Origin of the sequence: Streptomyces sp. CBMA29 (assembly GCF_014596445.1) — a bacterium.
In the GTDB taxonomy this organism is placed as follows: Bacteria; Actinomycetota; Actinomycetes; order Streptomycetales; family Streptomycetaceae; genus Actinacidiphila.
Genome location: NZ_MECL01000158.1, coordinates 17,829 through 40,221 on the forward strand (window position 1 = coordinate 17,829; position 22,393 = coordinate 40,221).

Annotated in this window: 19 protein-coding genes and 3 CRISPR repeat arrays; of the genes, 16 read left to right on the plus strand and 3 right to left on the minus strand. The window is 67.3% G+C overall.

What is annotated here, in order from left to right; all coding sequences use genetic code 11:
- Window positions 1-140: 140 nt before the first annotated feature.
- Window positions 141-665, plus strand: a complete 525-nt coding sequence (locus BGM09_RS21155; RefSeq protein WP_188283234.1) for a hypothetical protein — start codon at window positions 141-143, stop codon at window positions 663-665.
- Window positions 666-1,040: 375 nt separating this feature from the next.
- On the opposite strand, the gene BGM09_RS21160 is transcribed toward BGM09_RS21155, so the two are convergent.
- On the minus strand, window positions 1,041-1,568 hold the full coding sequence (locus BGM09_RS21160) for an ATP-binding protein (RefSeq protein ID WP_188283235.1): 528 nt from the start codon (window positions 1,566-1,568) through the stop codon (window positions 1,041-1,043).
- Window positions 1,569-2,089: 521 nt separating this feature from the next.
- On the minus strand, window positions 2,090-2,797 hold the full coding sequence (locus BGM09_RS21165; RefSeq protein ID WP_188283236.1) for an HAD family hydrolase: 708 nt from the start codon (window positions 2,795-2,797) through the stop codon (window positions 2,090-2,092).
- A 121-nt stretch (window positions 2,798-2,918) separates the two neighbouring features.
- Here BGM09_RS21165 and BGM09_RS21170 point away from each other — a divergent pair, with 121 nt between their 5' ends.
- The 15 genes from BGM09_RS21170 (at window position 2,919) to cas2 (ending at window position 21,208) form a co-directional block, all read left to right on the plus strand.
- A complete protein-coding gene (locus BGM09_RS21170; protein ID WP_317452808.1) occupies window positions 2,919-4,115 on the plus strand; it encodes a helix-turn-helix transcriptional regulator in 1,197 nt (398 codons plus the stop codon).
- 307 nt (window positions 4,116-4,422) lie between these two features.
- Window positions 4,423-4,911 (plus strand): DUF6907 domain-containing protein, encoded by a 489-nt coding sequence (locus tag BGM09_RS21175; RefSeq protein ID WP_188283238.1) that lies wholly within the window; start codon window positions 4,423-4,425, stop codon window positions 4,909-4,911.
- Window positions 4,912-4,955: 44 nt separating this feature from the next.
- Complete coding sequence (gene fxlM / locus BGM09_RS21180; RefSeq protein ID WP_188283239.1) at window positions 4,956-6,203, plus strand: methyltransferase, FxLD system; 1,248 nt, start codon at window positions 4,956-4,958, stop codon at window positions 6,201-6,203.
- Window positions 6,204-6,258: 55 nt separating this feature from the next.
- The gene (locus BGM09_RS21185) at window positions 6,259-6,459 is read left to right on the plus strand and encodes an FxLD family lanthipeptide (RefSeq protein WP_188283240.1); all 201 of its coding nucleotides are present in this window, start codon (window positions 6,259-6,261) and stop codon (window positions 6,457-6,459) included.
- Window positions 6,460-6,567: 108 nt separating this feature from the next.
- Window positions 6,568-9,570, plus strand: coding sequence for a lantibiotic dehydratase (locus tag BGM09_RS21190; RefSeq protein ID WP_223187367.1), 3,003 nt, complete (start codon window positions 6,568-6,570; stop codon window positions 9,568-9,570).
- Window positions 9,567-10,718 carry a lanthionine synthetase C family protein gene (locus BGM09_RS21195; protein ID WP_188283241.1) on the plus strand — a complete coding sequence of 384 codons (1,152 nt, stop codon included), beginning with the start codon at window positions 9,567-9,569 and terminating at the stop codon, window positions 10,716-10,718. Before BGM09_RS21190 ends, BGM09_RS21195 begins: the two co-directional genes overlap by 4 nt.
- Before the next feature lie 11 nt (window positions 10,719-10,729).
- Complete coding sequence (locus tag BGM09_RS21200) at window positions 10,730-11,668, plus strand: thiopeptide-type bacteriocin biosynthesis protein (protein WP_317452809.1); 939 nt, start codon at window positions 10,730-10,732, stop codon at window positions 11,666-11,668.
- 38 nt (window positions 11,669-11,706) lie between these two features.
- A CRISPR array of direct repeats spans window positions 11,707-12,320; the repeat unit is 29 nt; unit sequence GTTGCGAGCCCTCCTGGGCTGATGACGAC.
- Window positions 12,321-12,419: 99 nt separating this feature from the next.
- A CRISPR array of direct repeats spans window positions 12,420-12,769; the repeat unit is 29 nt; unit sequence GTTGCGAGCCCTCCTGGGCTGATGACGAC.
- A 382-nt stretch (window positions 12,770-13,151) separates the two neighbouring features.
- Complete coding sequence (gene cas6 / locus BGM09_RS21205; RefSeq protein WP_188283243.1) at window positions 13,152-13,841, plus strand: CRISPR-associated endoribonuclease Cas6; 690 nt, start codon at window positions 13,152-13,154, stop codon at window positions 13,839-13,841.
- Between the two features lie 2 nt (window positions 13,842-13,843).
- Window positions 13,844-15,256: a hypothetical protein gene (locus BGM09_RS21210; RefSeq protein WP_317452810.1), complete on the plus strand. Its 1,413-nt coding sequence runs from the start codon at window positions 13,844-13,846 to the stop codon at window positions 15,254-15,256.
- A complete protein-coding gene (cas7i, locus tag BGM09_RS21215) occupies window positions 15,256-16,326 on the plus strand; it encodes a type I-B CRISPR-associated protein Cas7/Cst2/DevR (RefSeq protein WP_188283245.1) in 1,071 nt (356 codons plus the stop codon). The genes BGM09_RS21210 and cas7i overlap by 1 nt, the downstream gene beginning before the upstream one ends.
- Window positions 16,310-17,020: a CRISPR-associated protein Cas5 gene (gene cas5, locus BGM09_RS21220; RefSeq protein ID WP_188283246.1), complete on the plus strand. Its 711-nt coding sequence runs from the start codon at window positions 16,310-16,312 to the stop codon at window positions 17,018-17,020. The genes cas7i and cas5 overlap by 17 nt, the downstream gene beginning before the upstream one ends.
- Window positions 17,002-19,422 (plus strand): CRISPR-associated helicase Cas3', encoded by a 2,421-nt coding sequence (cas3, locus tag BGM09_RS21225; RefSeq protein ID WP_188283247.1) that lies wholly within the window; start codon window positions 17,002-17,004, stop codon window positions 19,420-19,422. Before cas5 ends, cas3 begins: the two co-directional genes overlap by 19 nt.
- Complete coding sequence (locus tag BGM09_RS21230; protein ID WP_317452812.1) at window positions 19,419-19,958, plus strand: CRISPR-associated protein Cas4; 540 nt, start codon at window positions 19,419-19,421, stop codon at window positions 19,956-19,958. The genes cas3 and BGM09_RS21230 overlap by 4 nt, the downstream gene beginning before the upstream one ends.
- A complete protein-coding gene (gene cas1b / locus BGM09_RS21235) occupies window positions 19,958-20,938 on the plus strand; it encodes a type I-B CRISPR-associated endonuclease Cas1b (RefSeq protein ID WP_188283248.1) in 981 nt (326 codons plus the stop codon). Before BGM09_RS21230 ends, cas1b begins: the two co-directional genes overlap by 1 nt.
- 15 nt (window positions 20,939-20,953) lie before the next feature.
- The gene (cas2, locus tag BGM09_RS21240; RefSeq protein ID WP_317452816.1) at window positions 20,954-21,208 is read left to right on the plus strand and encodes a CRISPR-associated endonuclease Cas2; all 255 of its coding nucleotides are present in this window, start codon (window positions 20,954-20,956) and stop codon (window positions 21,206-21,208) included.
- Window positions 21,209-21,296: 88 nt separating this feature from the next.
- A CRISPR array of direct repeats spans window positions 21,297-21,976; the repeat unit is 29 nt; unit sequence CTCGTCATCAGCCCAGGAGGGTTCGCAAC.
- Window positions 21,977-22,088: 112 nt separating this feature from the next.
- Here cas2 and BGM09_RS21245 read toward each other — a convergent pair.
- On the minus strand, window positions 22,089-22,385 hold the full coding sequence (locus BGM09_RS21245; RefSeq protein WP_188283249.1) for a hypothetical protein: 297 nt from the start codon (window positions 22,383-22,385) through the stop codon (window positions 22,089-22,091).
- Window positions 22,386-22,393: the final 8 nt, after the last annotated feature.

The following is a 22,393-nucleotide window of genomic DNA, read 5'->3' on the forward strand; positions in this document are numbered from 1 at the left end:
TCGGGTGGCGCGGCTCAGCCACGCGGGTGACAGCGGGCGCTGCGGGCTGCTGCTGGGCGGGGCCGGTGCGCCAGGATCAGTGCCGCCACCGTCTCCGGCGGGCTGCGCATCGACCACGGCTGTTCGAGGAGTCCCATCCCATGCGTTCACGCGTCATCGCCATCATGGCCGCAGCGGCCGCGGCCACCGCGGCACTCGCGCAACCCGCCCACGCCGCCCCGGTCGTCGACGGGGTCTACCGTTTCGCGGCGCTCAAGGACGGCATGTGCCTGATCTGGCCCAAAACGAAGGCGAGCATCGGCATGGTGTCGCTGGGCGCCTGCACGGACACCGCCTCCACCTCGGCGAACTGGCAGGTACGGCAACGCCCCAACGGAACCATGGAAGTCTCCACACCGGGCTCGGCCCCGCGCACCTGCCTGAACCTGACGACGGACTACCACGTAAAGGTCACCGACAACTGCTCCGACACATACGCCGAGTGGACCGTCTCCTACGGCTCCGCAGGCCCCGACAGCGTCGTCTGGGCCGACATCGAGCACACCCCCAGCGATCACTCCAACTCATGGGGAAAACTCGTCGACAGCCCAGACGTCACCGGCCGAATCGTGGTGCGGCAAGCCCCCATCGACCCCCACTACTGGGCACTGCAGCCGGCCAGCTAGGACCTTCAGCCCGATCACCCTGGCGAGGACCGATTGCACGGAATAAGGCCAGCGGGCCAACTTGGTTGGTGCGCCAACGATTCCGCGGGGGCCCGTCTCAGCGATGTACTGAGCGAGGTCGAAGACGAGGCTGTCGTCGATGGCGTCCAAGTTCGCCACGTGTACTTCCAAGCCGTGGGCCTTGAGCAACCGCCCAGCAGGATTGCGCCAGTTGGTTGGAGCGCCGGTCCGCGGGGAAGTCGGGGTTCAGCCGGATGATCGCCGTGCCGGTTCAACGGTCGTCCGTCGACACGACCGCCGATCGCGATGCCGATGGACGTGAACTCCAATAAGAACGACTGAGCCACACGCCTTCTCGTCTCGCTCGGTGCAGTATCAGGTCCGTGCGCTCGTCGCTGTGGAGCGGAGGATCTGCGCCACGGCACTCGATCGTATTCCACGGACGTGAAGGGGCCAGGCGGTAGGTGCGTCGGATACGAGAGCGTTTTCGTCTCTGACCTGTAGATCGGTAGCGACCTCGAACCAGACGATCTTGCCGGAGGGACACGGTGTGACGTCCCAGTCCGCGGCCAGAGCCTCCACTAGTTGCAGCCCTCGCCCGGACTCGTCATCCGCTCCGGCCTGCCGACGCTGCGGCAGATCGTCCGCGCAGTCGGTTACTTCGACTCGTACACGGATCCGTGTCCACCGGACGCATACCGCACACGGTGCGCGGGAGTACGTGACGGCGTTGGCGATGACCTCGTCGGCGAGCAGCGCCAGGTCGGCCAAGACGCTCTCGGAGACCGAGACGCTCGAACGACGCACCACATCCACTACCTGTCGACGAGCCTCTACGACGCCTTGGGCCGTGGGCAACACCCTGAAGTCGAAAGGTTCAGGATCGCCCTTGAAATTGGGCATGTGAGTCTCACTTCGCTTCCTGTCCCCGCCCTTTTCGGCGGGCCTCCATAGCTTCTGGCCCGGACCGGACTCTGCGTCCACCAGAGCTGCCGCTATCGCCGCAAGCAACTCATCGGCGAAGACAAAGGCTCGGCCCGAAGCAGGCGCGGTGAGCCAGTAGGGGCCTGGCGGCGCAGAGCGATCCGCGGGCGGGAGAGGAAGACTTTCCGCCGGACTGTGTACACAGATGCCGGGAATATTCCGGCCAGTTACAGATCCGGTTGGCACAAAAAAGTACAGCGCCTTTTCAGCGGGGCTCACCAGCACCGGGCCCGGTCTGCGCAGCCTCCTGAGCACAGCGAGACCGATAAACCTGGCAACACGTATAGCGTCTCGGGCTTTCGTGGTGCGCCGGGGCATAGTCGCCTCTCCCGCACGTCGTGGCGACGTGCACTTCAAGGTTGGGGGAGGCGGTGACGCATCGCCCGGACTCTCAGTCCGGTTGGACCTTCAGTCCGGATCGGAGAACGCCTACATGCCTGTCAGGCCCTGGGAGCCGAAGTGATCCACTCGACTGTCTTCTCGGTGTCGGTGAGATCGGGCAGGACTCGCGAAGCGCCGGCGTTGCGCAGGTCCTGCTCCGTGCTTCGGCCGGTGGCAACGGCGATAACCGGCACGTTGACGGCCAGGGCCGCCTGGACATCGGCTGGAGTGTCGCCCAGCAGGACGATGTCGGCGGGCGAGACGGTGCGGCCGAAGTGCTCGGTGGCGCGTCGCATGGCGATACGTACGAGGTCAGGCCGCTCGTCCGCGTCATCTCCGTAGGCGCCGATCTCCCAGACGATGTGCTGGTCGAGGCCGAAGGTGGCCAGTTTGATCTCCGACACCGGCCGGATGTTGCCGCTCACCACCGTCTGGACGACACCGGGTACGTCGGCGAGGCGGTCAAGAAGGGTAGCGGCTCCAGCGAGCGCGTGCCCCCGCGCGCGCAGCTCTGCCGCGTGCGCGATGTGCGCGTCCGCCAGAGCCTCGGCGAAGCGTTCGAAATCGCTCCTGCCCGTGACCAGACCGTGCAGCTTCGCGGTCTCCCGGAAGATGACGGGCTCGGTAATGCCGTCGATCTTCGCCTGCTCGCGCATCTCCAGTCCGGTCGCGCGCCGGAAAGCCTGGGCGGACAGCTCACGTCCCACTCCCCGGGTGTCCATGAGCGTGTGATCGATGTCCCACAGCACGATCCGCTCAAAAACCATCTGCACAAACCTCCTTGAGGCCCCGCCTCCGTTGGTCACGCGATCATGGCGAGCCGCGTACGCCCAGACCTTACGGGTCTACCCTCGGTACACCGCACCACGGAGCGAAGGAGCGGCCACCGTGGAATCAGATCGACTCATCGGGCAGCGCATCCGCGAGCACCGCGACAGACAGGGCCGGAATCAGAGCGTCGTGGCCGGCCTGTGCGGAATCAGCGAGGACTATCTGTCCCGAATCGAGCGGGGCAAGAAGACGCCCACGCTGCCGGTCCTGATGGCCATCTCCCGTGAGTTGCGTGTTCCCGTAGCCGTTCTCCTTGGTGATACTTCGGCTCCTGAGACGACCTCACATGAGTCTTTCATCGAACAGGACGTCGCTCAGGCTCTGCTGGGGTACGCAGACGGCCACAACCGACCGTTGCTGTCGCCCAGCGCGTTACGCAAGGCGGTAGAGGGCGCCTGGCGCACCTGGCAGACGAGCAAGACGCGGTTCACCGACGCCTCTGCCGTGCTGCCCTGTCTGATCACCGACGTGGAGAACGCGGTCCGTTTCCACCGGACGGGCACGGACATTGAAGCGAAGCGCGAAGTTCTGCGGTGCGCCGCGGATCTCTACTTCCTTCTCCGGTCCTACTGCCGCCGTACTGGTCGCGGTGACCTCTCGTTGATGGTGGCCGATCGCGGCATGCGGGCCGCGGAGGACGCCGACGATCCCCTACGAATTGCAGCCGCCCAATGGAACTTGGGTCACATATTGCTGGGCACCGATGAGCCGGAAGCCGCCGCAGAGGTGGCAGCGCGCGGCATCGAACGACTTGTCAGGACCCCACAAGCGAATACTGCCGCGATGGTCGGCGCTCTTCACCTCGTGGCCGTTGTCGCAGACTGCCGGCGCAAGAACTTCTGGGCCGCTCGCGACAGGCTTCGCGAGCAGGCGGCACCGCAGGGTGAACGCGTAGGCGACGGCAACGTCCTCCACACCGTTTTCGGCCCGACGAATGTGGCGCTGCACGCGGTCTCCCTCGACATGGAGGCAGGTGAATCAAGCGCCGCCCTAAATCTGGCCGACAGCATCGACACCAACGGCCTCCCCCTGGAACGCCAGTTCACCTTCCAGCTTGAGGTCGCCCGTTGTTGGGACCTCCGCAAGGAAGACGCCGCCGTGCTGGTGCACCTGCTGGACCTCGAAGAGTTGGCGCCGGAGGATCTCGCGCGAAGCCCGCTGGCCAGGCAGATGATCACCGATCTACGCAAGTGCGTCCGGGCGACCTACCGGAAGCAGGTTGTCGGACTCGCCGAGCGGGTCGGGGTTCACTGACTCCGGACTGCTGGTCCACCCGGACCAGCAGTCCGGGTTGAGCCTCTGACCCGGCCCTAGCATCCATGGCACGTCGTTGTGGACGCAGCGGGAAGGGCGACAACCATGCGTAAGAATAGCCCGATTGCACGAGCAGTCGGGTTATCCGAGCAACTCAAATTCGCGACCGGCACATTCTTTTGAGTGGACTGCTGTCCAACGTGGCGTTTCCGGCGCATGGCACCCACACAACCAGGTGCCCCGAAAACGAAATACCTTGCTCGTACTTACGGAGACAATCATCAACCAGGTTCGCAACTCTACAGTCATGACCGCCGACGACAACGGTCGTCGGCAGCCCGCGCCCTGGAGTACGCCGGGAATATGGACGATCACCACGGTCAACGGCTTTGCGGCATCGGGCTATTTACCCGATTGGGCTGAGGACGATCCCAGCGAGGTCGACGTTCCCATGGACGCGCTCTCGATGCGGCTCACGGAGATCGGCCACCGCGTCCTGTACGACGGCCAAATGGTGAACATCGCGACCATGCCGTCTGCACAAGAGGTTGAGGAGGAGGCCGTCTTCGAAGCCGCCATCGACTGCAACCCATATAGTCCGGACCCCGTCCAGCGCGAACCGGTCGTCAACATCCACGTCGTTCCCGGACGGTGGATTCCCGGCCTCGATCCCGCGGGCGTTGCTGCTGTAGCTGCGAAGCTCCACGCTCAAGCCGACCTCCTCACTGCCGTGGTGCGCCCCGCACTCATCGCCGCCCGTGAGGACTGGGCCGCTCACCATCCCGGCAGGAGCTGAGCGCCTTGCCGAAGCCCACGGTCACACCGAGAGGAAATCCCCGTATGGACGGCGTTCCCGCCATGACGCCCAAGATCGACCATGCCCCCGAGGCGGAGCAGCGATTGCGCGAGGCGTTGGTGCAGCAGCTCGTCGAGCTCGGTGCGGCGCGCAGCCCGAGGGTGATGGATGCCTTCCGCATCGTCCGTCGGCACTTGGCCACCCCGGATGCGGACATGGCCAGGACGTACCAGGCTGAAGTCGCGACGGTGACCAAGACGGACGAGTACGGAGTGGACGTCAGCTCGGTGTCCGCTCCGCGCGTCCAGGCCATGCAGATCGAGCAGGCCGATATCGAACCGGGCATGACCGTGCTGGAGATCGGCTCCGGCGGTCCGAACGCGGCCTATCTCGCGGAGATGGTCGGTGAGAGCGGCCGGGTCGTCACCATGGACATCGATCCGGAGGTGACGGACCGTGCCACGGCGTTCCTGAAGGCCACCGGCTACCGGAACGTCAGCGTCGTCACTGCGGATGCGGAGCACGGAGCGCCGGACCACGCACCGTTCGACCGGATCGTCGTCACCGTCCAGGCCGCGGACGTCCCGTCGGCCTGGATCCAGCAGCTCCGTGAGGGCGGACGCCTCGTCGTACCGCTACGGATGCGTGGCATGACGCGCACGGTCGCTTTCGTACGCCACGGCGACCACCTCGTCAGCGATGGATTCGAGCTGTGCGGATTCGTACCCATGCAGGGCGTCGGAGAGAACCGGGTCCGCTTGGCGGTTCTTCATGACGAGCAAGGCGAAGAGATCGGTCTGCGCCTGGACGGGCACCCCGAGCCGGACACCGCCGCTCTCGCCAAAGCCCTGGCGGCGCCGCGGACCACCGAGTGGTCGGGGGTGACGCTGGCCGGTGACGAGTCCAACGAACACCTGGACCTGTGGCTGACGACCGCGCTCGACAACCTCCCGCTGCTGGCCGCGAAGCCTGAGGCGCGTGCGCGCGGCCTCGTCGCTTCGGCCTCGCCTCTCGGGATCCCGACGCTTGTCGACGGCGGCAGTTTCGCCTATCGAACGGTGCGCGCCACCGACGTCGAGGACCGCTACGAGTTGGGCGCGGTCGGGCACGGGCCACAGGGTCGGCAGCTCGCCGAGCGCCTCGTCGAGGAGATCCGCGTCTGGGACCGGGACCACCGTAGCGACCGGGCGCAGATCGAGGTCTACCCGGCGGGCACGCCGGACGACCGGCTTCCCGCCGGCGGTCGCCGCGTCGAGCGGCGGCACTCGCGGGTCACGATCACCTGGCCGTAGCCAACCGGGCAACGGCAGGGCAGCACATCCCTACAACCTCATTGAGGAGAGCGAGATGGCAGCGCAGATCACTCACACGTCCGGCACCGTCCTCAAGGCGGCGACCGATTTCCGCGCGGACGGCGGGGACTTCGACTTGAACATCGAGACGATCGACTCGGCTCCGGTCCTCGGCTGGTTGTTGAACGACACCAGCGACAACTGCACGTCCACGTGCAACTCGGCGTGCTCGAACAGCACCTGTATCGGCGGCTGATCCGGCCGAAGGCCAACCCCGCGGTTGACAAAGCATCGGGGCGAGCGAGCCCGAGATCGGCTCCCTCGCCCCCGGACCCCCGGGAGCCCGCGATCGGAAGGAGCACGGATGTATCAACAGATTGACGCGGGCATGATCAGAATGTCGGTCTTTCCGCTCACCTCGACGACGCCTTCCTGGCCCGGCGAGAGCGCCACCCTCGAACAGATTCGTACGTGGCTGAAGGAAGTATGGGCGGACGTCCCTCGCGCGGAGGCGATCGGCCACGCGGCGCCGCTCCTCACGAGCGCGGTTCGCACGGCGATCGACGGCACGGCACGCCCTGCGCGCCTGCGGCGGACCGGGCGGGCAGCGGCCCGCTATCTGGTGAGAATGCGGTACCGAGCCACCCCTTTCGGACTCTTCGCCGGCTCGACCACCGTGTCCTTCGGCCAGGAGGCACATGTTCATCGGGGCAGTCGTCACCGCGCCTACGCCTGCGCCGACGCCACCTGGCTGCACGAGATCACCGCAGCCCTGGAGCACGACCCGGCCGTGCTACCGCGTCTCACGGTCGTGACCGACCCGACCTGCACCGTGCGCGGGGCCCGGATCGTCGTCGCGCACCAACCCGGTACGGACGGGCCGACCGACACCAGCCTGCGGCGGACTCGCGCTGCCGAGACGGCGCTCGGGATCGCCCGCTCCCCCGTCCAGGTCCGCGACCTGGTCGACAAGCTCCACGCGGGCTACCCCGATACGCCGAAACCGGTCGTCCAGGAAATGGTGCGCGACCTCGTCTCGCACCGGGTACTGCTGACCGGTCTCCAACCGCCGATGACGTGTACGGACACGCTGGGCCACCTGATCGCGCGTCTCGACGAGGCCGGTGCTACGACGAGGACTGCTCAACTCCGCCCGATCCAGCGGCTTCTGCACCTGCACGACCACGCGTCCACCGAGGACCAGCCGCGCCTGCGGGCGGAGGCAGCCGAAGCGATGACCGCGATCACCCGCGGCACCGCGAGCCCGCTCATGGTCAATGTCCGCCCGGACTGCGACGTCGTCCTGCCGGATGAGGTCGCCCGCGAGGCGGAGCGCGCCTTGGCGGTGATGGCCCGCATCACGCCGTATCCACAAGGCTCTCCCGCGTGGAGCGACTATCGGGCGCGGTTCCTGGAGCGCTACAGCATGGGCAGCGTCGTTCCTGTACGTGAACTGACCGACCCCGACACCGGGTTGGGCTTCCCCGTCGGCTTCCGGGGCACCGTGCTGCCCCGCCCCGTACTCGCGACGACACCGCGCGACGAACATCTCCTCGCGCTCGCCCAGGACGCCGCGCTCACCGACAAGCGCGAGATCGTTCTCACCGACGGGGACATGGAAGCCCTGTCCCTCGGCGAACCCGCCCAAGTCCCCGCTCACGTCGAGTTGTGCTTCAGCGTGCTCGCACTGTCCGCCCGCGCGTTGACCGAGGGCCGCTTCAACCTCTCCACCGTCGGCCTGTCGCTGGCCGCCGGTACCCTGACCGGCCGTTTCCTGCCCATGCTGGAACCCGCCGAACTCGCCCAGGTGGCGGCCGGTTATACCGCGCTGCCGACGCTGACCGACGGCGCGGTGCGGACACAGATCTCCGCACCGCCGCTGAAACGCCAGACGCACAACGTCGGCCGCGCGCCCCTCCTCGCACCCGAGGCGCTGTCCGTCGGGGAGCACAACCCGGACGCCACGCTCGGCCTTGACGACCTGGGGGTCACCGCCGATTCCGCACAGCTCTACCTCGTCTCCCTCTTGTCCGGGCGGATCATCGAACCGACCGTGATGAACGCCGTCGAGCTGAGCACCGCGACCCATCCCCTGGTGCGCTTCCTCTCCGAGCTGCACCGTTCCCACGCCGCGATCCTCATCCCCTTCGCCTGGGGCGCTGCGGCCCGACTCCCGTTCCTACCGGAAGTCCGCTACGGCCGCACCATCCTGTCCGGCGCCTGCTGGCGGCTGCACGCCCGCGACGTGACCGAGCCACGGGAATGGACGAAGCACTTCACCAACTGGCGTATTCGATATGGCGTCCCCCGCACTGTGACCGTCGGTTCCGACGACAAGCAGCTCCGCCTCGACCTCGACCTCGCCGCCGATCGTGACCTCCTGCGAGCCGAGGTCGACCGTCATGGCACCGTCGTTCTCCACGAAGCGCCGGAGGAGAGCGCCTTCGGTTGGATCGGTCACGCACACGAAGTGACCGTGCCGTTCGCCGCCAACCAGCAACCCGTGCCACACCCGACTCGCGGTGCCACGTATGTACGCGAGGCCGCGCGGATACCGGGCTCCACGGACTGGGCCTATCTGAAGGTCTACGGCAGCGAGGCACGCGTCCCGGATGTGCTGACGGCCCATCTACCCCGGCTGCTGGCCGAGTTGGAGAACATCACGGAGTCGTGGTTCATCCGCTACGCGGACCCCGACGCGCACCTACGGGTCCGGCTTCGCCTGGCCGCGACCGACGCGTTCGGCCCGGTTACACGAGAGGTGGCCGCGTGGGCGGCTGAGCTGAGCGAAGAGGGTCTGATCCACCGTGTCCAATGGGACACCGACCAACCCGAGACCGGCCGCTACGGCACCGGCGCCGCGCTCGCCGCCGCGGAGACGTACTTCGCCGCCGATTCAACCGCCGCCCTGGCGCAGATGCGGCTCGCCGTACCGGCCGACCTGCGTCCCGGCGTCACTGCGGCGTCGTTCGTGGACATCGCCAGCGGCCTTCTCGGCTCGCGGTCAGCCGGGCGTGACTGGCTGATACGGCACCTGCCACGCAGCGACGCCGCGCCGGCTCCTCGCCCCGCGCAGGCTCTCGCTCTGCGACTGACCGATAGCGACGGCCCGAGGGCGGTCCTGGGTGGTCTCGCCGGAGGCGATGCCGTGGGGAGTACCTGGACGGAGCGGCGCGAGGCCCTCGCCCGCTATCGCCAGGCACTCGACGCTCAGGGAATCACCCCCTCCACCGTCCTGCCGTCCCTGCTCCACATGCACCACAACCGCGTCGCAGGCATCGACCTCGACGCCGAGGCCACCTGCCGCCGCACGGCCCGCGCCGCAGCTCTGTCCTGGATCACTCGTTCCCAAGGAGTACCTCGGTGACCACCGCCCCGTCCGGCACCGACGCCTCGCTGTCTGCTCGGCAGTCCTTCGCACACGGTCCCCTCGGTACCGCCTTGCTGGCCGTCGAGCGGGCACGCCGCGGTACCGGCGACTGGCACGACGTGCACCGCGTACTTGGCGAGATCGGCCCGCTGATGGGCGGACCTGACGCAAACCTCTTCCTCGGCGCCCCGGCAATGGCCTTCGTCCTCCACCTCGCCGCCGACGGCACGAACCGATACGGCGGCGCACGGCGCACCCTCGACGGCATCGTGACCACCCACACGCATCAGCGCCTGGCCGCGGCACACGCCCGTATCGACGCCGGACGGTCCCCGTCGTTCGCGGAGTACGACCTGTTCCGCGGGCTGACGGGCATCGGCGCCCTGCTCTTGCTCCGGTCGCCCAACAGCCCCGAACTCAATAGCGTCCTGGAGTACCTCGTACGCCTCACCGAGCCCGTCGTCGACTCCGCCAGCGGCGAGTCCCGGCCCGGCTGGTGGGTCGCACACGCCCCGGCCAGCGACCCGACGGCCACCCCCGGCGGACACGCGAACGCGGGCATGGCGCACGGCATTACCGGCCCCCTTGCTCTCCTCGCCCTGGCCAAACGCGCGGGCGTCACCGTGGCCGGGCACGACGGCGCCATGGTCCGGATCTGCCGGTGGCTCGACCGGATTCGCCAGAGCGACCACGGTGGTCTTCGCTGGCCGCGATGGATCAGTGCCAGTGGGCCCGCTCCAGCTCTCCCGTGTACGCCGTCGTGGTGCTACGGAACTCCAGGACTCGTTCGCGCACAGCAACTCGCGGCCATCGCTCTTGGCGACAATGATCGCAAACGGATGGCTGAACGGGCGCTGCTCCGCTGTCTGACCAATCCGTCCGAACTCTCCAGGGTCGCCGACCGCGGTCTGTGTCACGGCGTCGGCGGCGTCCTCCGGACCGTCCAGCGTGTCGCAGAGGACGCCGACGACCCGACTGCTTTCGCCCGCCACCTCGGCCCCCTCGCCGTCCGGTTCCTGATGGCCGAGACTCCGCAGGAAGGCGGATTCCTGGTCGGAAGAGCCGGAGCCGTCCTCGGCTTCCAGGACGCCGAATGCGGCGCCGCGCCCCAGGGTCGGTGGGACGCCTGCCTCCTCCTGGCCTGAGAGGAAGCAGCGTGCCCCAGGACACGAACCGCACGGAGGACGCCGTCCTGGCCGTCCTCGGCGGGATCCCCGTAGCCGAAGCCGCCCGAGCAGCTCACACCACGCCCGGCCGCCTCTCCGAAGCGATCAAGCACTACCGCGCCGCAGGCCGAGCCTCCCTCGACGCCCAGCCCTCCACCTGGCAGCAGGTCAACATCCGCTTCGCCGACTACCCCATGGCCGAACGCGCCTTCCACGCCTACCTCCTGCCCGCCCTGCTGTCCGGGCCCGTGGGCGCCTGGTGGTTCGTACGCAAGCACCCCCACTGGCGGCTGCGTTATCACCCTGGACTTGACGCCACCAGCCCTATCACCTCAGCCCTCGACAATTCTGTCTCCCGTGGCGTCACCACGAACTGGCACCCCGCCCTGTACGAACCAGAAACCACCGCCTTCGGCGGCCCGACCGGCATGAAGCTCGCCCACGAGCTGTTTCACGCCGACAGCCTCGGCGTCCTCGACTACCTCCACGCCGCATCCGACAGCAGCAAGACATTGCCGGACGCCAAGGTGGCTTCCCTTCTCGGCATGACGCTGCTGATGCGTGCGGCCCGCCTCGAATACGGCGAGCAGGGGGACGTATGGGCGCGCGTGGAAGAACGCCGCCCACTCCCCCAAGACGTCACCCCGGACCAAATCAGCACCATGGTCACCCCGATGCGCCGCCTCCTCCTCACCGACGCCCACCCCCTCCTGAACTCCGGCGCCCTCGCCTTCATAAGCCCCTGGATCGCGGGCCTCGAACGCAGCGGACGGGACCTGGCAGACGCCGCCGAGAACGGCCAACTCAACCTCGGCGTCCGCGGCATCCTCGCGCGCCACGTCATCTTCCACTGGAACCGAATGGGCTTCCCCGCCCGACAGCAAGCCGTCTGGGCGCGCGCCGCCCGAGAAACCATTCTCGGCAGCTGAGGCAAAAGGTACTTGCCGAAGTGGCCGTACATACACGAGTTGCCCGCCCTCCTGGGCTGATGACGACCCCCGACGACGTCCTCGCCCAGGCCCTGTGGCATGCGTTGCGAGCCCTCCTGGGCTGATGACGACAGCTGGCGGGCGGTACGCCGCCCACGCTGCCCACGGGTTGCGAGCCCTCCTGGGCTGATGACGACCGGCGCACCAAGCCCAGTCGAGCGGGCGGAAAGCGTGTTGCGAGCCCTCCTGGGCTGATGACGACGCTGGCGGCCCGCTACGCGTACGTGCACGGGATCGGGTTGCGAGCCCTCCTGGGCTGATGACGACCAGCAGCATCTGCATGCCGTCCAGGCGTGTCCTGTGTTGCGAGCCCTCCTGGGCTGATGACGACGGCGGCCACACTCGTGCTCGCCCTGGCCGAAGCCCGGTTGCGAGCCCTCCTGGGCTGATGACGACCGTACTGGCCCGCGATCTTCGCGGCCACCGGCAGCCGTTGCGAGCCCTCCTGTGCTGATGACGACGACGATGTCGGTCGTGCTGTCCCTGGACAGCTACGAGTTGCGAGCCCTCCTAGGCTGATGACGACACCGGTCGTCGTGCAGCCGGGCCCACTCGGGCATCGGTTGCGAGCCCTCCTGGGCTGATGACGACCGGCAACCTGCACGGCATCGGAGGCCAGCAGATCACGTTGCGAGCCTCCTGGGCTGATGACGACCTCCAGCAGCGCGCCGTACTCGCGCGCACCGTACTGGTTGCGAGCCCTCCTGGGCTGATGACGACGCGCAAGGCTCGGCGTAAGGACCGTGCCCACCGCGGTTGCGAGCCCTCCTGGGCTGATGACGACCGGCTGGGGTTCGGCCGGTCAGGCGATGTCGAGGGGTTGCGAGCCCTCCTGGGCTGATGACGACCCTGGTCGAGGATCGTCAGCGCGTCGGTCCGGGCGCGTTGCGAGCCCTCCTGGGCTGATGACGACGACGGTGGAGATCAGCCCGGAGGAGTGGGCGCGCACGTTGCGAGCCCTCCTGGGCTGATGACGACGTCGGACACGGTGGTGGGTGACGGGCGGGCGCGGGTTGCGAGCCCTCCTGGGCTGATGACGACCCGAGGGTAAAGGTAGTGGTCAGGCGGGGTCGTTGGACGGGTTTGTGAGGCGAAAGTGCGGCGACCCGACGGTAGTGCATCAGTGCAGGTCAGGACGTTTTGTAAGACGCGCACGGGTTCGTTCAGTCTGGCAGGGATCCATTCTTCGATCTGGCAGTCGCCGAGGGGCGCTGTCGGTGGTTGGCGCTACCTTGCGTGGCGTGCAGGTGGCTGGGACGGAGAGACCGCAACGCCAACCAAAGGTCTCATATCACCATGGAGTTGATTTGGTGTTACTTCGTAATAAATTACCATCCCATCTGAGTTGGTCAACTACGCTGCGTTTCTTGATAGTTGAGCCGAGCGGCGATGCTGACGGCTGTGGTGTGCGAGGTGTGTTGCTGTGCGGTTGAGAGTGGATGTCGAGGCCGATACGCCGACGTTGCGGTGGGAGGATGTGCACGGTCCGGCGCGGGGCGTCGTGTACGGGCTGTTGCGAAGCCAGGATCCCGAACTGGCTCAGTCGTTGCATGACGTCGGGTGGCGGGGGCATCCGCTGAAGCCGATCGGGCTGACGGCTCCCCAGTTTCGAGGGGCTCGGCGACAGCGGGGCGAGTACACGACCTCGTCCGACGGTTCCATGTGGTTCGGCTCTCCCGTTCCGGAGATTGCGGCTGTGCTTGTTGCCGCGCTCGCTTCGCGGACGGAAATTGAATGGGGGGCGACGCGCCTGCGGTTGCGCGGATTCACCGTCGATATGGGCGCCACAACTGTCGGCGGCGTGGTTGAGCTGGCGACCGCAACTCCCGTCGTGATCAGACACGAGGGCCATGATCTGCTTCCCGGTGATGAGCATTATGTCGAACGGTTGGAGCACAACCTGGTCCATAAAGCGGATGTGCTGGGCATGCCCGCGCCGCAGGGCCTGCGCGTGCTGGAGGGCGGTCCGCGACGGCGGTTCACCGTACGGGGAGCGCCACGGATCGGGGCGCAGGTGCGGGTGTCGATGGAAGCCGAGGCACCCTACGTGGACGCACTTCGGTCGTGGGGGCTCGGGCTCGACACGGTGCAGGGGTTCGGATGGATCCGGTAGCCGTGGCGAGCACGACCAGACACCTGACCGCGACGAGCCATCCCCTGCAGCGGGCCGGCGCGTGGGCCGTGTGCGTGATGGCTGGTCGCGCAAGCGCGGGCCAGATGGTCGCTGCGGACCTGGACGCTGTCGCGACGCGCATCGTGGAGGACGTCGCGGAAGCGGCGTCGGCGGACAAGGACACACCGCGTTACGACTGGTGGAAAGTTCTGTTCGCGCTGTATCCGAATTCGAAGGCGACCCATGCCAGCCGCCCTCGTGACCGCACCGTACTCAAGAGCGCCCTCGTGGAGATGTTCGCACCCGACGATCACGATCGTCCCGTACGGCCGTGCACCTTTTGTGGCGCGGGCTCCACGTCGATTTGGGCGAAGTCGATGCTGCCGATGTTCGATACGAACAAGGCGCTCAATACGCTGCCCCCTGGGCTGGCTGGATGGCCGGTGTGTCGAGGCTGTCGCCTGGCGATGTGGGCGCTGCCGTACGGATCGTGGGTCACGGCGGGATCGGCGACGGTCTTGTCGTGTGAACAGGATTCGGCGGAACGAGAGTTCGCCGAGCGCAATGTGGTCAGGGCACGCCGGATCATGCACGCGGGCTTCACGGGCCTTGTGGCGGGTGTACGGCCGGAACTGGTCACCCTCCGGGCCTTGCGCAATGCCGGGCCGGACCTGTCGGCGACCACCTTGTGGAGTTTCAAGAACGACAACCAGGAGCCATGGCTGCGTGTGACACGTACTCGCCGCGCGGTTCCGACCTTCCTGGCTGCGGTCCAGGGCAACGCGCCGCTGCGCCGTGGATGGCGGCTGCTGGAGACAGCCCTGACCCAGCGGGACAAGAACGGTCAGGTGACCGTCGGCGGTCCGGCCGAGGCGGCACGGCTGCTGTTCGAGGCGGAGGACGGACGGAGCCGGTCGCTGTCGCGGCAACTGCACGACCTGCTCTGGGACACCGATCGGTGGCGCAGCCAGGACCGTGCGGCCCTGACTCGCCTTGCCTACAGCTACGAGAAAGAGGTTCACGGCATGGAGCCGAACCTGAGCGGGGTGGCGACTCTGATCGCCGACTGGATCGAGCACGGCAGCGGCAGCCCTCGCGGCCGTCTGGCCGAATATCGCAACGCCGGGCTGAACGGCTATCGGCTGGGCGCGCTCCTCTACCAGGCCAGCTTTCGTCTCAAGTTCGACGGCAGGGCCGTCACGATCAGCGCCGAGGAGTGGAAACCGCTGGTGACGCAGCGGCCCCGCGCCTGGGAGCAGCGGATGTTGCTGGCCGCCGAAGTGCTGAGGATTCTGGACCAGCGCGGGGTGGTGGTGAACACTCCTCCGGCCGACGAGCGCGAGCGCGAGCAGGTCGAACAACTGATGCGGGAGCCGATTCTCGCTCTTCACGACGACGAACTGGGACCGGCGTAATGACGTATCTCGCAGGCAAGATGGTGCTCGCGATCGAGGCGGGCGCACCCAACAACGGCAAGAGCGAGGACACCACGGCACGGGTGAAGTTCGCGACCGTGCGGGGTCGACGGCACCCGTATGTTTCGGCTCAGGCGGTGCGCCGGTGGATCCGGGACGGCATGGTCGAGCAGGGCTCGGTGCCCTCACCTGTGACACGTGTCGGCAAAGCCCAGAACCGGGCACAGAAGGCGAACACCGACGCGGACCCGATCCACTATGCCGACGACGACCTCTTCGGCTACATGCGGGCCGGGGCCAAGAAGGAAGACGCGGCGACGACGCTGCGGGACAGCCCGTTCATGCTCGGCACGTTGATGTCGGTCGCACCGGTGTATCCCACGGAGGACTTCGGTGTGATGTCGCGAGGGGTGAGCGAACCCGTACTGCACGGCCACGAGTTCTACACCGCGGACCTCGCCGCGCCCTTCCTGCTCGACCTCCCCCGCATCGGCACTTTCACGCTGCCCACAGCGGAGGGAGTCGGACGGCCGAACTACCTCAGCCAGGAAGAGGCATTGCGGGTCGCCGCCGCTGCCGCAGCAGGCGCGACAGCGGTGACGTTCCGCGACCAGCCCGCGGTACGGCTGCCGATCGCGGAGCGCAGCAGGCGTGCGGCAATGTTGCTGGAATCGCTTGCCCATCTCAGCGGGGGCGCCAAAAAGGCGCTGCACTACGGCGACCGGGTCCCCTCTGTCATTGTGCTGGTGCCGTTCAAGGGCGGCATCAATCCGCTGGCCAACTGCGTCGACGGCGAAGAGGGGGTGGGCCTCAGGATCCGCGGCGATGTTCTTCGCAAGGAGCTGGCGGCATGGGACGGTGAATGGGAAGCTCCGGTCCGGATCGGCTGGCGCCCCGGTTTCCGGGACGATCTCCGCGAGGACTTCGAGAAGGAATGCGCAGTCGAACTCGGTGAGAAGTCCATCGTGATCGACCATCCCCGCACCGTGCTGCGCAGGTTGGCGGCTGATCTCCGCGACGGCAAACTCAACGCCTGGTTCGACGACCCCGCGGATGCCCCCCGTGCCTGATGACGCGCTGCCGACCTGGCGGTTTGAGTTCTACGCCCCGGTGGCGTCCTTCCGGGATCCGCTCTTCCCCGGCCTTTCCCACGGTCTACCGGTGCCGCCGCCCTCCACCGTGCGGGGGATGCTGGCCGCAGCTACCGGCAAACCGTCAGAGCTGGTGCCGTTCGGCATGGCGTCCTACGGCGACGGCAATGGCGTCGACGCCGAGACCTACCACCCCATCGACGCCGGCGGAGCGAACCGGGCCGTGTCCGGCCGGGTCCGGGCGGGGAAGGGCGGAATGACGATTCGCGACCGGCCGTTCCTCGTCGGCGTGCATCTGACGGTGTGGATCCCAGGACGGGACGGCGACCGTATCGAGCAGGCGCTGCGCCGCCCACGCTGGGCGCTGCGCCTGGGACGCTCGCAGGACATCGTTCACCTGCGGGAGCGGTGCCAGGTGGCCTTGGAGCCCGCAAGCGATGCTGTGGTCGACCATGCATTGGCGCCAGTGGGCAGTCACGCCGCACCGTCCGCCGTCGTTCACCGTTTGGCGTCCGCGGTATCCACCGACCGTCTGACCACGACTTGGGCCGACTACCAGTGGTGCGAGGAACAGACAGGCAATTGGCCCGTGTCAGGCGCTTATCGAGAACGAACCGTGCCAGGGCAAGACCGTGATCTACCGGGGAGGGCTGTATGGCTGCTCACCCCGTAGCTCCCGTCACTCGACGGCGCGGCCTCACGGAAGTACGGGCGAAATCCACACCGCCAGCGGACCCGGAACGGCTGACCACGCACTCACGCACCGTCCACGACACAGTTGCGCAGATCGAGACCCGCAGCGGGCAGGCGGGGATCCTGGCAACCGACCCCGCATTCTGGCGGCGAGTGCGCCACGCCGCGCTGCTCCACGACACGGGCAAGGTCGCCGAAGGCTTCCAGCAGCAACTCTTGCCCGGTCATGACGCCTGGGGGCAACGGCACGAGGTGCTGTCACTCGCGTACGTCGATATCCTCGGCGCCACGGCAGGCTGGAGTGACCAAGATCGGTTCATGGTGGCGACACTGGTCGCCACCCACCACCGGGCACTGCACTCCGCATCATCCGACAGCGGCGGCAAACCGGCCTTGTCCCAGCTCTACAACGAGCACACCGACTGGAGCGAGGCCTTCAGCCTCGCTCCAGGCGCCACCCCCGGCCAGCCCCAAGTCCAGGTCACCAAAGGCCTGCACGGCGAACTACTCGCCTGGTTGAGCGGCTTCCTCAGCATGGACCCGCCGCTTGGTACCCCGAGAGGGCCATCCCTGGCGGAACGGTCGCGTCTACTGCTTCAGCAGCTCCTGGACACCTGGCGCCAGCCCGTCAAACCCGATCAAGGCCTTCTCGCCGTTCTCGCCCAAGGTGCGCTGACTCTCGCCGATCACGCCGGTTCCGCCCACGTGGATCTCCAGACGCACATGCCGCTCCTACCGGACTACCTGAACCGTCTCCCCTACCCGGCATACCCGCACCAGCAGCAGGCCGCCACCACCCGGGGCCATCTCATCCTGGTCGCTCCCACCGGCAGCGGAAAGACCGAGGCCGGACTGGCCTGGGCAGCAGAACAGCTCTCCACCATGCCGGGACAGCCCCGGCTGGTGTGGACGCTGCCGTACCGCGCATCCCTCAACGCAGTACGCCGACGCTTCGAACGAGACCTGGTGCCGCCGCCCGGCCAGCGAAAGCCCGACATCGGTCTGCTTCACGGCACCGTCGCCCACACACTGCTCACCCAGTCCACGGACGACGACTGCTCCGCCGGCACGCCAGCGGCAACCCCGACCGCCGAGCAAGCCCGCAAAGCACGAGCGCAGGCCGGCGCCATGCGCTTGTTCACCCAACGGCTCCGCGTGGCCACGCCCCACCAGCTCCTGCGCGGCGCCATCGCCGGCCCCGTCTACTCCTCCGTCCTACTCGAACAGGCCAACTCGCTCTTCGTCCTGGACGAGCTGCATGCCTACGATCCCGCCACGTTCGGCCGCCTGTGCGCTGCCATGCGCCTGTGGGAGCGACTCGGCAGCCGGGTGGCCGTCCTGTCCGCCACCCTCTCCAAGACGATGACCGGCATCATCGACGAGAGTCTGGAGCAGGGCGTCACCGTCCACGAAGCTCCGCAAGGCACCAGCCCCGTGCGGCACCGGCTCGTCCTCGACGAGAAGCCGTTCGATGCTCCGGAGAGCATCGAACGGCTGCGCACCTGGCTCAGGGAGGGATACAGCGTTCTGGCGGTGACGAACACTGTCAACGGTGCCCAGAGTCTCTTCGACCAGCTCTCCGCAGAAGCTCGCGAAGCCCGGCCTGGCGATCCCTACGCCGCGCTGCTGCTCCACTCGCGCTTCAAGAACCGTGATCGCGGCCTGATCGAGAAGAGCCTGCTGCAACGCCACCCCGAGCGGCATCCGGACGAGGGCGCTCATCGCGGCGGCCTGGTCGTCGCCACCCAGACGGTCGAAGTGTCGTTGCAACTCGACTTCGACCGGGGTGCGGTGGACAACGCGCCGATCGAGGCGGTCGCCCAACGCGCCGGCCGGGTCAATCGCCGGGGTCTCCACCCCGACGGCCCCTCCGAATTCCGCGTTCACCGCACAGAAGGACACCGGCCCTACGACGCCGACGCGGTCGACGCCGCCTGGTCCGCGCTTACCGATCTGGATTCCCAGGGCTCTGACACGCTCAGCGAACAGGACATCGAACGCCTGCTGGCCCATGCCTACGACACACCGTGGGGCCGGAAATGGGAGATCGAGGCCAGGCGCAGCCGCGACGCTTTCACCGCACAGTTCCTGACCTTCACCGACCCGTTCCACGACCGCAGCGAATTCGCCAAGGCCCTCAACGAGCAGTTCGACAGTGTCGAAGTCCTGCATCGCGACGACGCCGACGAGTACCGGAGTTTGGCCCTGGGCAAGAAGGGCGATCCCCTGCTCGCCGCAGGGCTGCTCATCCCGTTGCGCTACCGCCAACTCAAGCAGTATCAGGCCGAGTTCGATCGCCGCTTGGGCGTACACCTCATCGTCGGCGACTACGACCCGGTCACCGGTCTGCGGCCCCCGTCCGAACCGGAAACCATCCTGTGAGCGCGCCCGGCGACACCCCGTACGGCCCCGCCCAGCCCGATGGCGACAGCGCGTCGTTGGGCGGCGTCCACATCAAATATCTCCACCACTGCCCGCGCCAGCTCTGGCTCTACGGTCGCGGCTACCGCCCCGAACACCGCAGCGAACTGGTCGCCTTCGGGGAAGTCGTCGACGACACCACCTTTATCCGGCGCCGCGACATCGACCTCGGCGAAGCCAAAATCGACTGGGTCACCACCGGGGCCATCGTCCACGAAACGAAGTCCTCGCGCGCCCCATCCCCGGCGCACGCCGCACAAGTCCGCCACTACTGCCTCTTGCTGGAGCGCCGGGGAATCACTGTACGAGGCGGCACCGTCCATTACCCCCTGATCCGCCGCACCACCGACGTGCCGTGGGACGACGACGCCCGCGCCGAAGCCGAGAACGCCGAAGCCCAAGCTCACGCCGTATTGGCCGCGACCACGCCGCCGCCACATCTCGCACGAAGAGAGTGCCGGGGCTGTTCCTATCTCGACTACTGCTGGGGAGACTGATGGCCGCCGTCGGCCGCACCTACTGGTTGACCGAACCGTGCCGCATCCGCCGTGAAGACAACAGCGTCCGCGTTGAACGCCCCGACGGAAGCCCGGTCCGCATTCCCATCACCGACATCCGCGACTTGATCGCCTTCGACCACATCGACATCAACACCTCCGCCCTGTCCTTGCTCAGCCGCAGTGGAGTCACCCTCCACGTTCTGGACTACTACGGGAACCACGCCGGCCACTTCAGCCCGGCGGAGTCCATGGCCTCCGCCAGCGTCGTCAGACGCCAGGTCGAGATCACCGCCGACCCGGCTACCCGCACGGCAATCGGCCGCTCGCTCGTCCTCGCCACAGCGGAAAACCTCCGCTGGGCTTTGGATACCGACCTGCTCGACCTCGCCCTACAAACCCTGCGCACCGCCCTTCCCGACTGCCAGGACAGTGACGCAATCATGGGCCAAGAGGGCAACTACCGACGCACGGCTTGGGCGGTCCTCGACACCCAACTCCCCGCCTGGCTGCGCCTAAACGGCCGCACCCGCCGACCGCCGACAAACGCGGGCAACGCCTTCGTGAGCTACCTCAACTCGCTGGTCTACGCGCGCGTCCTCACCGCCCTGCGCAGCACGCCACTGCATCCGGCCATCGGCTTCCTCCACTCCGACACCGACCGCCGACGCAACACCCTCGCCCTGGACCTGGCCGAACCCTTCAAGCCCCTCTTCGCCGAACGGCTCCTCAAACGCACGGCCGCCCAAAAACACCTCAAGGCCAGCGACTTCGAAACCGACGTCGGCCGCGCTTCTCTGAGCAAGGACGGCCGCAAGAAAGTCGCCGCGCTCGTCCGGGAGGAACTCTCCACCACCGTGTTCCATCGCACCCTCAAACGCCAGGTCAGCTACGAAGAGCTCATCCACCTCGAAGCCCTCAAACTCGTCCGAATGTGCCTGGAAGAGAAGCCTTACAAGCCGTTCCGGCCCTGGTGGTGACCGGAAATCTTCGTCATCCTCGTCTACGACACCGCCGCCGAGCGCAATCCGAAGGTTCTCAAAACCTGCCGTAAATACCTCCACTGGACCCAACGCAGCGTCTTCCAGGGCGAACTCACCGCCGCCCAATACCGGGCCCTCATGGCTGCTCTTGCCACGACCATCGACGTGGACTACGACAGCATCGTCACCTACAAGGTCCGCTCCCCGGACATGATCGAATCAACAACCGTCGGAGTCGCCCTCGGTGGCCCAGGCGACATCCTCTGACCAGGCACGATGCACTACCGACGAACTCCGGGGAAACATTCACGTCCACAGGACGCCGCATGGCTCTGACCTGTGCCTTTACCCTCGCCTCGTCATCAGCCCAGGAGGGTTCGCAACACGGCGGCATCCGCGGTCCGCCGCCAGACGCGGCGCACCTCGTCATCAGCCCAGGAGGGTTCGCAACCCCACCAGATCGCCGAGTACCACGACGTGCAGCTGACTCGTCATCAGCCCAGGAGGGTTCGCAACGCAGTCCGCCGTCCGCGCCCTGCGACATCGAACGCCCTCGTCATCAGCCCAGGAGGGTTCGCAACGCGATCCACGCGGCACATACGGCGGCGACCTGGACCCTCGTCATCAGCCCAGGAGGGTTCGCAACTGGCACACCACCTTGGGCCAGCGTCCGCTGGTCGACTCGTCATCAGCCCAGGAGGGTTCGCAACACGTTCTCTTCTGGCATGACGAATAGAAGAACTCGCCTCGTCATCAGCCCAGGAGGGTTCGCAACTAGGCGGGGCGTGGCGGAATGGCCAGGAAGTCGGCCCTCGTCATCAGCCCAGGAGGGTTCGCAACGAGACAGGGCCGCCGGTGTGGACGTGGTGGGCGAAGCTCGTCATCAGCCCAGGAGGGTTCGCAACCGCCGGATGACCTCTTCGTAGCTGCGCAAGCTCCCACCTCGTCATCAGCCCAGGAGGGTTCGCAACTGGCTCCAGTACCTCGGCCAGGCCCCCGGCCGCCACTCGTCATCAGCCCAGGAGGGTTGCAACGCGTTCTTGGTGACCGAAACGTGCTCCCGCTCCCATCTCGTGAACAGCCCCAAGAGCGCCGCCACTCGGCCGCTGGGGCCCTAAAGCGCGTGTGATCACTCGCTACAAAGAGATCAGCCCGACTCCTGCCGCACGGTGCGGTCCGCAACCGCCATGCGGCTCGACGCGGTCTCAAGACCGACCAGGACCGCGCCGTCTGTGATCTTGAACCAGCCGTCACGGTCGCTCATCCACCACGTGGACTGGTAGACGGCGAACTGTTTGATCGTTTCGCTGAGGTATCGGGCATCGCCTGCGGTCACGGCGGTGGTCATCTCGTCGTGGGTGATCTGCGCGGTGCTGCCCGGTGGGATACGGCCCGCTCGTGCGCGGACGTACTCGGGGCGTTCCGCGGAGGTGGAGTTGGTCATGGCTGCTC